At 64.4% G+C, this 11,477-nt stretch carries 10 protein-coding genes; 6 read left to right on the top strand and 4 right to left on the bottom strand.

Annotated elements, in window-relative coordinates; translation table 11 throughout:
• Positions 1 to 22: 22 nt before the first annotated feature.
• From sucD to BIO17B3_RS04885, 5 genes are all read left to right on the top strand, one after another.
• On the top strand, positions 23 to 919 hold the full coding sequence (gene sucD, locus BIO17B3_RS04905) for a succinate--CoA ligase subunit alpha (RefSeq protein WP_156053250.1): 897 nt from the start codon (positions 23 to 25) through the stop codon (positions 917 to 919).
• A gap of 97 nt (positions 920 to 1,016) precedes the next feature.
• A complete protein-coding gene (locus BIO17B3_RS04900) occupies positions 1,017 to 1,727 on the top strand; it encodes a TerC family protein (protein WP_013105097.1) in 711 nt (236 codons plus the stop codon).
• Entirely contained in the window at positions 1,724 to 2,506 is a 783-nt protein-coding gene (locus BIO17B3_RS04895; protein WP_232054186.1) for a Stp1/IreP family PP2C-type Ser/Thr phosphatase, read from the top strand. Before BIO17B3_RS04900 ends, BIO17B3_RS04895 begins: the two co-directional genes overlap by 4 nt.
• Positions 2,507 to 2,560: 54 nt before the next feature.
• Positions 2,561 to 3,232 (top strand): FHA domain-containing protein, encoded by a 672-nt coding sequence (locus BIO17B3_RS04890; protein ID WP_156053249.1) that lies wholly within the window; start codon positions 2,561 to 2,563, stop codon positions 3,230 to 3,232.
• Between the two features lie 183 nt (positions 3,233 to 3,415).
• Positions 3,416 to 5,119: an IS1634 family transposase gene (locus BIO17B3_RS04885; protein WP_156053002.1), complete on the top strand. Its 1,704-nt coding sequence runs from the start codon at positions 3,416 to 3,418 to the stop codon at positions 5,117 to 5,119.
• 205 nt (positions 5,120 to 5,324) lie between these two features.
• Here BIO17B3_RS04885 and pyk read toward each other — a convergent pair whose 3' ends face one another.
• Positions 5,325 to 6,758: a pyruvate kinase gene (gene pyk / locus BIO17B3_RS04880; protein ID WP_156053248.1), complete on the bottom strand. Its 1,434-nt coding sequence runs from the start codon at positions 6,756 to 6,758 to the stop codon at positions 5,325 to 5,327.
• 191 nt (positions 6,759 to 6,949) lie between these two features.
• Between pyk and BIO17B3_RS04875 the strand changes: the two genes are divergently transcribed.
• Entirely contained in the window at positions 6,950 to 8,305 is a 1,356-nt protein-coding gene (locus BIO17B3_RS04875; protein ID WP_156053247.1) for a sensor domain-containing diguanylate cyclase, read from the top strand.
• A 35-nt stretch (positions 8,306 to 8,340) separates the two neighbouring features.
• Here the strand turns inward: BIO17B3_RS04875 and BIO17B3_RS04870 are convergent, their stop codons facing one another.
• The 3 genes from BIO17B3_RS04870 to BIO17B3_RS04860 all read right to left on the bottom strand — a co-directional run bounded on the left by BIO17B3_RS04870 (position 8,341) and on the right by BIO17B3_RS04860 (position 11,398).
• Positions 8,341 to 8,667, bottom strand: a complete 327-nt coding sequence (locus BIO17B3_RS04870) for an AzlD domain-containing protein (protein WP_013105102.1) — start codon at positions 8,665 to 8,667, stop codon at positions 8,341 to 8,343.
• A 13-nt stretch (positions 8,668 to 8,680) separates the two neighbouring features.
• Entirely contained in the window at positions 8,681 to 9,433 is a 753-nt protein-coding gene (locus BIO17B3_RS04865; protein ID WP_156053246.1) for an AzlC family ABC transporter permease, read from the bottom strand.
• A 114-nt stretch (positions 9,434 to 9,547) separates the two neighbouring features.
• The gene (locus BIO17B3_RS04860) at positions 9,548 to 11,398 is read right to left on the bottom strand and encodes an O-antigen ligase (RefSeq protein WP_156053245.1); all 1,851 of its coding nucleotides are present in this window, start codon (positions 11,396 to 11,398) and stop codon (positions 9,548 to 9,550) included.
• Positions 11,399 to 11,477 lie beyond the last annotated feature (79 nt).

Here is an 11,477-nt window from a genome sequence, read left to right as displayed (position 1 = left end):
CCCCACAGAACAAGAGGACAACATGGCTATCCTGATCAATCAAGACATCAAGGTCATCACCCAGGGCATCACCGGCAAAACAGGGCAGTTTCATACCCGCATGTGCCGCGACTATGCCAATGGCAAGAACTGCTTTGTCGCTGGCGTCAACCCTAAAAAGGCCGGCGAAGATTTCGAGGGCATTCCCATTTACGGCACCGTGGCCGACGCCAAGGCAGCCACGGGCGCCACGGTTTCCGTCATCTATGTGCCCCCGGCAGGCGCGGCTGCCGCCATCTGGGAGGCGGTGGAGGCCGATCTCGATCTGGCGATCTGCATCACCGAGGGCATTCCCGTGAAGGACATGCTGCTGGTGCGCAACCGCATGAAGGCCAAGGAGGCGGCCGGTGGCAAGAAGACCCTGTTGCTCGGGCCGAACTGTCCCGGCCTGATTACGCCCGATGAAATCAAGATCGGCATCATGCCCGGACACATTCACCGCAAGGGTCGCATCGGCATCGTCTCGCGCTCGGGCACGCTCACTTACGAGGCGGTGGCGCAGGTCACCGAACTCGGGCTGGGCCAGAGCAGCGCGGTGGGCATCGGTGGCGACCCGATCAACGGTCTCAAGCACATCGACATCATGCGGGCGTTCAACGACGACCCCGATACCGATGCCGTCATCATGATCGGCGAGATCGGCGGCTCTGACGAAGCCGAAGCCGCGCGCTGGTGCAAAGCCCACATGAAAAAGCCGGTGGTCGGCTTCATCGCGGGCGTCACCGCGCCCCCGGGCAAGCGCATGGGCCATGCCGGGGCACTGATCTCCGGCGGGGCCGACACGGCCGATGCCAAGCTCGCCATCATGGAGGAATGTGGCTTTACCGTGACGCGCAATCCGTCTGAAATGGGCAAACTTCTCAAGCAAGTCCTGCGCTGATCCATGCGAACGCCGGGGCTGCCCCCGGTTACAAACGGTATGATGCAAGACAAGTCCCGATGGGACTGCATCGATACCTCCTGGGGCAGCCATCGGCATGGAACACTATCTCACCGTCGAGTTCTTGACGGCCATCGGTCAGATCGTTCTGATCGACATTCTTCTGGGCGGAGACAACGCCGTGGTCATTGCATTGGCCACGCGCAAGCTCCCGCCGCATCAACGCAAGCTCGGCATTCTGTGGGGTACCGCGGGCGCCATCGTGCTGCGTGTGGTGTTGATTTTTTTCGCGCTGACCCTGCTCAAGCTGCCTTTGCTCAAGATTGTCGGTGCGTTGCTGCTGTTTTGGATCGGCATCAAGCTGCTCGCTCCGCAAGAGGAAGAGGGGCACGGCGATGTGCAGGCGGCGGACAAGCTGTGGGCTGCGGTCAAGACCGTGATCATCGCCGACTTCGTGATGAGCCTGGACAACGTGATCGCCATTGCCGGAGCCGCGCAAAACGCCGGGGAGCAGCACAGCATGCTGCTGGTGGTGTTTGGTCTGCTGCTGAGCGTGCCCATCATCGTCTGGGGCAGCCAGTTGGTCATCCGCCTGATGCAGCGCTTTCCGGTGGTGATCACCCTCGGGGCCATGCTGCTGGGCTGGATTGCCGGTGGCCTGCTGGTCACCGATCCCGCAGTGGAGCACTGGGTTGAAGCGCTGCCCTGGGCGGCCTACGCAGAAAAAATTGCCGGGCTGATCGGCGCCATCGTGGTGTGGGCCGTGGCAAAGCTGATTTATCGCCGCCCCTCGGCATCTGCGGCATGAGCACCATCATGGCCAAAACGCCCAGTTCCAGCCCCGCCCTGCAGTATGAAATGATCAGCCTCACCCATACGGGGCGGGTGCGCGAGCACAACGAAGACGCGGTGGCGTTCGATGCCCTGGCGCAGGTTGCCGTGCTGGCCGATGGCATGGGGGGCTACGCTGCTGGAGAGGTAGCCAGCGGCATGGCGACGGCGCAGATTTGCGCGCGCATTGCCCGCCTGAAGGCCGAATATCCGAAGGTGACCGCGCTCGATCTGTCCACCGAACTTCGTTTTGCGGTGCGCCATGTGAACGCCGAGATTCTGCGGGCCGCGCGCAGCAATGCGCAGTATGCCGGGATGGGCGCCACGCTGGTTGCCGTGGCGTTTACTGGAAATGTGGCGGTGATCGCCCATGCAGGGGATTCTCGCGCTTATCTGCTGCGGCAGAATCAACTGCGCCTGCTCACGCACGACCACTCGGCCCTGCAGGAGCAGATCGACATGGGGCTGATTCTGCCCGAGGACGCGGAAACGATAGGCGGCAAAAATCTGGTGACGCGGGCGCTAGGCGTGGATGCCCGACTCGACCCGGATGTCGCAATGCATCCCATGATGACGGGGGATTTGTTGCTTCTGTGTTCGGATGGCTTGAACGATATGTTGACAGATGCCAAAATTGAAAACATATTGCGGCAATATGCTGAACATCCTGCGGCGGCTGCGCGCCAGCTGGTGGATGACGCTAATGTGGCTGGTGGGCGCGACAATGTTTCCGTCATTCTGGTGACTGTGCGCTGACTCAGCCGATGCGTTTTTCTATTCTGATCTGACTCATTAAACGGACTTCAAATCGTGGCCAAACTCGTGATTACCCTGGATGGCAAAGTTTTGAAAGAGGTCGTGCTCAGCAAAGACCGCACGACGCTCGGGCGTCGTCCGTACAACGATGTGGTCATCGACAACCTGGCGGTCAGCGGTGAGCACGCCGTGTTACTGCGCGATAGCGGAACGGATGCCGAGAGCTACACCATTCAAGACCTAGGCAGCACCAACGGCACCTATCTGAACGGCGCGCCCATCAAGTCCAGCCCCTTCCGCGAAGGCGACACGGTCGATATCGGCAAGTACAGCCTGCGGCTGTTGTCCGATACGCGGCAGACCACCTTCGGCCCGTCACGTTTTGGCGCCACTACCGGGTTTGGCAATTCCCGTTTCGGTAATTCGGGTTTTTCGGATTCGCGCACCCGGGCGGGAGATGCCGAGCGCAGCTACAAGATCAGGGTGCTCAGCGGGGATGCGGCGGGGCGGGAAATTCTGCTCAGCAAGGAGCAGACCACCTTCGGCCAGCGCGGCACCTTGGTGGTCAGCGTGATGCACAAACCGCGCGGCTACGAACTGGTGCAGGTCGAAGGCGAAAAGCGGGCGCAGGTCAATGGCGTCTCGCTCGGCCTCATGCCGGTGGTGCTGCGCTCCGGCGATGTGATCAACCTCACCGGCATTCAGTTGCAGTTTCTGCAGGTCTGAGCGCCCCCTGGGCCGGAGCCCCGGAGTTCGACAGCTTGAGCCAAAAATTGACTGAAAACGCCTACCCTGGGTTTGACAGAACAAGGGGTTAGCGCTGTTTTTCGCAAAGTGCCTGTGGTGGCACGTTTTTCCACATGGTGAGGCCGCTTGCCATTTGTGAATGGCTTGATATATTGTGGCGGCATGTTCATCAAAGTCACCACCTCCGGCGGCCGCCGCTACATCCAGCTCGTCGAGTCTTATCGGGATGAGAGCGGACGGGTGAAGAAACGCACGGTGGCCACCCTGGGGCGCGCCGACCAAGCCGGCGGCCAGCTTGAGAGCGTGATCCGCGGCCTGCAACGACTTCGGGGCGACACGCCCCCAGACGCCGGGGCGGTGGCGACCGTGGCCGACGTGAGGTTTGAGTCCAGCCGCGCCCTGGGCGATGTGTGGGTGCTGACTGAGCTTTGGGACGAACTGGGGTTCGGTGAACTGCGGCGGGTTTTTGGTCGAACGCGCAGCCGCATCGACGTCGAGGCGCTGGTGCGCCTGATGGTGCTCAACCGCCTGTGCGATCCGACGTCCAAGCTCGGGGTGCTGCGCTGGCTGCAGACGGTGGCGCTGCCGCGCTTTGCGCCCAAGGCCGTGACCCACCAGCAGTTGCTGCGGGCGATGGACGCGCTGGTCGCGCACCAGGACCGCGTGCAAGCGGCGTTGGCCGGGTTGCTGCGCCCGCTGATCGACCAGGACCTGTCCGTGGTGTTCTACGACATGACCACCATCGGCGTGGAGGGCGAGACCGAGTTGGCCGGCGACCTGCGCCAGTTCGGCATGTCCAAGGACGGGGGGATTCGTCGCCAGTTCATGCTCGGGGTGGTGCAGACGGCCGAGGGACTGCCGCTGACGCATCGGGTCTGGGAAGGGAACACGGCCGAGGCACCCACGCTCAGCGCCGTGGTCCAGGAGGTTCTGGCGCTGTACCCGGTCAAGCGCGTGGTGCTGGTGGCCGATCGCGGGCTGCTCAGCCTGGACAATCTGGAGTGGCTGCGCGAGCAACGCGTGGGCGGCACCGAGCAGCCCCTGGAGTTCATCCTGGCCGTGCCGGGGCGGCGTTATGCGGAGTTCGCGGAGATTCTGGAGCCGATCCACGCGCAGCGCTGCGCAACGGCCAACCGCGAGGTCCTCGGCGAGACCCGCTGGCAGGACATGCGCCTGGTCTGGGCCCACGATCCACGCCGCGCCCAGGAACAAACCGCAGCGCGCCGCCAGCATATCGAAGAGCTCACGCAGGAGGCCCAGCGGCGCGCTGGCAAGCTCGATGCGCAAGAAGGCGGCACCGCCTTCAGAGGCCGGCGCTTGAGCGACTCCGGTGCCAAGGCCTGGTTGTTCCGCTCGGTCTCCGAGGCGCACCTGGGTTCGATCATCAAGGTCGATCTGCAATCGGACCTGTTCACCTACGCTATCGACGACAAGGCGCTGGCCCGTGCCGAGCTCAACGACGGCAAGCTGCTGTTGGTGACCAATGTGCCCGAGTTGTCGGCGCTCGAGGTGCTGCGGCGCTACAAGAGCCTGGCCGACATCGAGCGCGGCTTCAAGATCCTCAAATCCGAGATCGAGATCGCCCCGGTGTTCCACCGCCTGCCCGATCGCATCCGTGCCCATGCGCTGATCTGCTTCATCGCCCTGGTGCTGTACCGCGTCATGCGCATGCGCCTCAAGGATGCCGACTCCAAGCTGTCACCCGAACGTGCCCTGGAGCAACTGCGGCGCATCCAGTACCACCAGGTTCACCTCGGCGGCGAGCGCCGCGACGGCACGTCCTCGCTCAGCGACGCCGACCACGCCATCCTTCAAGGACTCAAGCTCCCGAAACCCTCGATCGACGACCAACTCGCACTCCTGTAGGGGCACGTTTCGACGCTCACCCTAACGATATCGCGGACTTACGAGCGTAACTGTCGAACTCCGGGGAGCCGAATCCGAGCGGCTTGCAAGCCGTGAGGTGGACAAGGAAACTTGGGACGGCCCTGCGTTTCCTTGAGAGGAGCGCTCAAAGCAAAACGCCCGCGTCGAGCATAGTCCTTGCGGGCGTTTTTCTGCAGCGGGCTGTTTAGCGGGGCACGCGCATGACCTTGAGCATATTGGTGCCACCCGCCGTGCCGATCGGCTCGCCGCAGGTGATGGCGTAGCTGTCGCCGGAGGCCACGGCGTTTTTCTCGATCAGCCGGGCTTCGGCCTGGTTGAGCAGGGCGTCGCGGTCGGTGGTGCTGAAGCTCAGCAGCATCGGGCGCACATTGCGATACAGCGACATGCGCCGCACCGAAGTTTCGCTGCGCGACAGCGCATAAATCGGCACATTGACACGGTGGCGGCTCATCCACAGCGCGGTGGAGCCTGATTCGGTCAGCGCCACAATGGCCTTGCAGCCGAGGTGGTGCGCGGTGAACAGCGCGGCCATGGCGATCGACTGGTCGATGCGAGTGAACTGCTTGTTGACGAAGTCGTGTTCGAGCTTGACCTCTTCGTAGGTTTCCGCCGCCTCGCAGATGCTGGCCATCGCCTCGACCGTCTCCACCGGGTACTTGCCGGCCGCCGTTTCCGCCGACAGCATGACCGCGTCGGTGCCGTCGAGCACCGCATTGGCGACGTCGGACACTTCGGCGCGGGTGGGTACAGCGTTGACGATCATCGACTCCATCATCTGCGTGGCGGTGATCACCACACGATCCATTTCGCGCGCCATGCGGATCATGCGTTTTTGCAGCGCGGGCACGGCGGGATTGCCGACTTCCACTGCGAGGTCGCCCCGCGCCACCATGATGCCGTCGGAGGCTCGCAGAATTTCCGCCAACGCCGGAATCGCCTCGACCCGCTCGATCTTGGCGATGAGCGCGGGCTTGTGGTGGTAGGGCTCGCCAGCGACGTTGGCGAGTTGCCGCGCCAGCTCCATGTCGGTGGCGTTTTTGGGAAAGGACACGGCCAGATAGTCGGCCTGGAAGGACATCGCGGTACGAATGTCCTCCATGTCCTTGGCGGTGAGGGCCGGGGCCGACAGACCGCCGCCCTGCTTGTTGATGCCCTTGTTGTTCGATAGTTCGCCGCCGATGGTGATGACGGTGTGGATTTGTTCCCCGCTCACTCTCTCGACGGTAAGCACGATGAGACCGTCGTTGAGCAGCAGACGGTCGCCCGCGTGCACGTCGCGCGGCAGGTCTTTGTAGTCCAGGCCGCAGCGGGTTTCATCGCCGACTTCGCAGGTGGCGTCGAGCGTGAATTTCTGTCCGGGTTGCAGCATGACCTTGCCGTCCTTGAACCGGCCGACCCGAATTTTCGGGCCTTGCAGATCGGCCATGATGGCAACGGACTTGCCCAGGCGGGTGGCCGTTTCGCGGATGAGTTGGGCGCGGTCGATATGGTCTTGCGCCTTGCCATGAGAAAAGTTGAGCCGAACGACATCGACCCCGGCCGCGAGCATGCGTTCGAGGATGTCTGGCGAGGAGCTTGCAGGGCCGATGGTGGCAACGATTTTGGTGGCGCGGGACATGGGTAGCGGGATATTGGGGATGGGCAAAATAATGCGATCAGCGAAAATGTGGAATCCCTCACAGGAAACCGGGGTGTAGTGTAGAGCGTGCTCTTGACGACTTCGCGCCAGCCGTCAGAATCTCGTCAGCCTGGTTGACCTGGCTCACCCGGCGCACTCCGAAAATCCCGACACCTCACTTGTCTTCCTCCATGAGCGACCCCTTTCAGCCCGAGCCCAACCCGGCCCCGATGCCCGAGGTAGAGCTTTTGCCCGGACTGGCCGCCGTGCCGGAAGTTAGAAGTCTGCTCGAAGCGGTCGATCTGCCCATAGGCCGCTGGGACGCCGACGGGCGGCTGACCTTTTTCAATCCGCCCTATGTGAGCTGGGCGCGGCGAAATCCTGACCAACTGCGCGGCAGAACGCTCAAAGAGCTTTACGGCGATGAGGCCTGGGCTGCGGCGCAGCCCGCGTTCGAGCGGGGTTTCGCGGGCCAGCAGGCCGATTATCTGCGCCTGCTGCGACACCTCGATCCGCCACGCTGGGCGCGCATCCAGGTGTTTCCCGAGCGTGGCGTGGGCGGGCGCATCGAGGCCATTTACACCATTGCGCACGATGTGCACGACGACGTCACCGCGGCGATGGCGCTCAAACGCTCGAACTGGTTGCTCGAACAGGCGCTGGACAATCTGCCCTGGGGGGTGATCGAGAGCAACGCCGAACTCATCGTCACGCGCTGGTCGCGTTCGGCCGAGGCCATTCTGGGCTACTCCGAGGCCGAACGCCTGGGCACGCATCGCCTGGCCATGGGGGTGCCCGAGGAGGAGCGCGCGCGCACCCTGGCGGTTTACGAGCGTTTGCTGCGCGGAGAGATCGACAACTGGGTAGAACAGGCGCAATACATTCGCAAGGACCGGCGGCGGATCTGGGTGGAATGGACGTTGTCGGCGCTGCGCGACGAGGAAGGGCGCGTGGTTTCGCTACTGACCTTCGTGCGCGACATCACCCACCAGATCGACACCCACGCCCGGCTGCTGCACCGCGCCGAACGCGACGCGCTGACAGGGGTGCTCACCCGCCGCGCCATTATGGAGCGTCTCGATACCGCGCTGGCGCGACGCACCCGCGACGACATGCTCGCTCTGTGCTTCATCGATCTCGACGGCTTCAAGCAGATCAACGACCGCCTCGGTCATGTGCGCGGCGACCGTTTGCTGGTGCAGGTGGCGCACGCCATGCAGGACGTGCTGCGGCGCGACGACGCCATAGGCCGCATCGGCGGCGATGAATTTGTGGCGCTTAGCGCCGTGGCCGATCTGTCGGCCGCGCAGTCGCTCGCGGCCAAGCTCGTCGAGGTTTGCGCGGCGGCGGGCTACGACCTGCTCTCGGGCATGCGGGTGACGGCCAGTATCGGTGTGGCGGCCGCTCCCACGCATGCGCGCAGCAGCTTCGAGTTGCTGCAACGCGCCGATGACGCCATGTATGTGGCAAAACAGCAGGGTAAAAATCGCTGGAACCTGTGTCACCGACACATCGGTGGAGCCGACCTCGCACCGCATTACCCGTAATACGACGCGCGAGTAAATTTTGCCCGCCGTTGTTCTCAAGCCCAAGTGTGGCTGATCCAGCTCAAGGCCCAATAGGCGACCATGCCGCTGAGTATGGTGCCCAGAATGCCCCGGCGTGCGAAAAAATAGCCCGCCGCAATGACGGCGGCGCCCAGTTTCACCCAGGGCGGCCCGAGCGGGGTGAGTAAAAACAACTCGGGCGCCACCACGGCGGCCAGCGCTGCCGCGGGTGCGAAGCGCAGGGCGATCTTGACGCGCGCGGGCAAGGGCATGGCTTTGCGCGAGAGCAAAAACAGATTGCGGCTCAGCACCGTGACGGCCGTCATGCCGACCACGAGGGCGATCTGCTGGAACAAGGTCATGGCCGCTCGATTCTCAAGGTTTGGTGCCGTCGAGTACAGCGCTCGCGGTGAGCTGGCGGCTGCTCCAGACTTCCCACGCCATGCCCACGATCAGCGCGCCGACGATGGCTGCCACCAGATTGAGCCGTAGCGGCAGCCAGAACAACAGCGCACTCAAGGCCGAGGCGACGATGATCACCCCGGCTATCGTGCGGTCGGCCAGCAGCGAGAGCACGATGCCCAGCAGCGCCAACGTGCCGGCAAACGCCAGCCCCCAACTGCCGGGAATGTGCTGCGCCATTGCAATACCGAGCAGCGAGGGAATCTGCCAGGCGACCCAGTTGGTCAGCGACACGCCGAGAAAGTATTGCGCCTGCTGCGGATCGTGGGTGGGGTGGGGATGGCGCCGGATCATCAGCACCTGGTTCAGGTCGCCGATCAGGTAGCCGTAGGCCAGACGGCGCCACCGCGGCACCTGCTCGAAATAGGGGCGCATTTGCGCGCTGAAGACGACAAAACGCAGATTGACGCAAAACGCGGTGCCCAGAATTAGCCAGAGCGGTGCTCCGGCTGCGATCAGCGGCAGCGCGGCGAGCTGGGCGCTGCCCGCAAACACGAACAGGCTGATGGCCAGCGCCAGTTGCACGCTGAGCCCCGACTTCACCATGGCGACGCCCGTTACCAATCCCCAGGCGGCGATGCCTAGAGACACGGCGCGCATATCGCGCACCCCCTCCCGAAAGGCGGGTTGGGTCAACATCGACTGTACGCGGGCGAGGGAAGGCATGGGAAATCGTCAGAGTAAGTGTCTATTTTGCGCCGCATCAAAAGACCTCGACAAGCGGCGCGATGATCGTTGTGACAAATCCTGCACACCTCCCGCGTGCAGCGGGAGGTGAGTTCAGTGATTGGCCGGTACGACAACCCGTCGCAGCACGGGGGCTTGCTTCAAGGCTGCGAGCAAAGGTGCGGTTTGCGCTGCAGACAGACCGGCCTGCGCGGCTTGCGCGGGGAACTGCTTGACCAGTCCGGGGGCATACAGCCAGAACGAACTGGCGGTGTAGCGCGCCAGCGCCAGCGCCTGCTGCGCGTGGCCGAGGCGGCTGAGCAACAGAATGCGCCGGATCAGCAGATTGGGATCGCCATAGGCATGGCTGACGCGATCGATCTCGGCCTGCTCGCGCAGCAGCTCGGCGTGAGAGTCGGCGGCGCGCACCTGAAGGCTGCTGGCCACGGCAAAGCCGATCAGCGGCCGGAAGAACAGATCGCTGCGCTGAGCCTGCCGGATGGCCGCAGCGGCCTCAACGCGATCTGCGGAGTACGCCGTGTTGGTGAGGTTGTAGTCGTAGCCCGCCTTGGCGACCAGTGCAACGGCCAGCGCGCCCACGGCGAGTGCCGCAGGGCGGGGCAGCGTCAGCGCGACCGGGGCGGCCTCACCGCGGCCGAACCCGTCCATCCAGCCTGCAAGAAAAGCAAACACCCAGAGGAAATAGAGATACCACAGGGGATATTCGACCAAGCTGTGCAGGCCCAGAAACGCCACGCCCATCCAGGCGGTGAGGGCGATCGGCGAGGCGTCGTTCGGCGCGGCGCGGCCCTGTTGCATCCAGCCCCGGGCCGAGCGCCACAGCCAGGCCAGGGCGACGATCACAATCGGCAGGGTGCCTACCAGCCCGGTTTCCGCCAGCAGTTGCAGAATGAGATCGTGGGCGTTGTCGATATTGTCCAGCGGCAGTGGGTGCAGGGCATGATGAATGGCCGCGTGTTGCAGCCCCCAGCCCAATTGCCCCCAGCCCGCGCCGAACCAGGGCAGATGCTCGAACACCTGCCAGGCGTTGCGCCAGATCAGCGCGCGGGCATTGACGGGCTGGTCGAGCTGGCGCGTCACGGCATCGAGAAAGCTGATCCAGCCGAGGTGATCGGCTTCGCGCAACGCCAGCCACCACAGCGCATACAGTACCGGCACCGCCACCAGCGCCGCCCAGCGTGGGTCGCGCCAGGCTCCGCGCACCGCGATCAGCACCAGAATGGCGGCGACGACCGCCTGCACCATGCCCGTGCGCGAGCCGCAGACCACCAGCGCCCAGCTCATGCCGATGACGGCGGCCCAGACCACGCTTACGCGCACTCGCGGCGCCCACCAGGCCAGCCCGGCCAGGCCGAGCGCGACGGCGGTGGCGTAATGATTGGGTTGCCGCAGATTGCCGAACACCCGCCCGGTCGAGGGGTAGCTGATGAGGTCGGCGTACAGCGGTGCATGCGCCGCCAGCCAGGAGGCCAGCGACGGCATCTGCCAGAGGGCGAACTGCACCAGTCCGAACACCACCTGAATCACCCCTTGCAGCAGCAGTCCGGCCGCGGCCACGTCGAGCCAGGGGTGTGGGTCCATACCCGCGCCTGCACGACTGGTGCGCCGCACGGCGGCGTTGCCCAGCCCAGCGATCAGCGCCGCGCTCAACAACACCGCCACGGTGATCGCGCCCTGGCTGGCGTAGGCGAGCTGCCCGCTGAGCGTCTGCAGGCCGACCACGGCAGCGGCCACGCCAAAGCCGAGCGCCGCCAGGCCGAAGCGCGGCGTGAGGCCGCTCCAGGCTGCGGCGAGAAACACGGCGGCCCAGAGCGCGGCGGCAACCAGCGTGGTGCCCATCTTGGCCACCACGCCCGGATCGAAAGGCCAGATCAGCGGCAGCGACATGGCCAGCCCCAGCAGGCCAAGGGCAAGCGATTGCGATAGCGGGAATCGGTCAGACACGGAGGTCGGGGCAGGGGATGTCGGTGAAGGCGCAGCCATGCGCGGCATTATCCTTGCGCGGCAGATTCGATTGCTCCGG

This window comes from Thiomonas sp. OC7 (genome assembly GCF_900634595.1).
Lineage (GTDB): Bacteria > Pseudomonadota > Gammaproteobacteria > Burkholderiales > Burkholderiaceae_C > Thiomonas > Thiomonas arsenitoxydans.
This window is presented reverse-complemented; position numbering and strand designations above follow the sequence as displayed.

Bases quoted from the DNA above. Each gene is read 5' to 3' on its own strand.
- sucD (WP_156053250.1), top strand. From the start codon at position 23: ATGGCTATCCTGATCAATCAAGACATCAAGGTCATCACCCAGGGCATC.
- BIO17B3_RS04900 (WP_013105097.1), top strand. From the start codon at position 1,017: ATGGAACACTATCTCACCGTCGAGTTCTTGACGGCCATCGGTCAGATC.
- BIO17B3_RS04895 (WP_232054186.1), top strand. From the start codon at position 1,724: ATGAGCACCATCATGGCCAAAACGCCCAGTTCCAGCCCCGCCCTGCAG.
- BIO17B3_RS04885 (WP_156053002.1), top strand. From the start codon at position 3,416: ATGTTCATCAAAGTCACCACCTCCGGCGGCCGCCGCTACATCCAGCTC.
- pyk (WP_156053248.1), bottom strand. From the start codon at position 6,758: ATGTCCCGCGCCACCAAAATCGTTGCCACCATCGGCCCTGCAAGCTCC.
- BIO17B3_RS04875 (WP_156053247.1), top strand. From the start codon at position 6,950: ATGAGCGACCCCTTTCAGCCCGAGCCCAACCCGGCCCCGATGCCCGAG.
- BIO17B3_RS04870 (WP_013105102.1), bottom strand. From the start codon at position 8,667: ATGACCTTGTTCCAGCAGATCGCCCTCGTGGTCGGCATGACGGCCGTC.
- BIO17B3_RS04865 (WP_156053246.1), bottom strand. From the start codon at position 9,433: ATGCCTTCCCTCGCCCGCGTACAGTCGATGTTGACCCAACCCGCCTTT.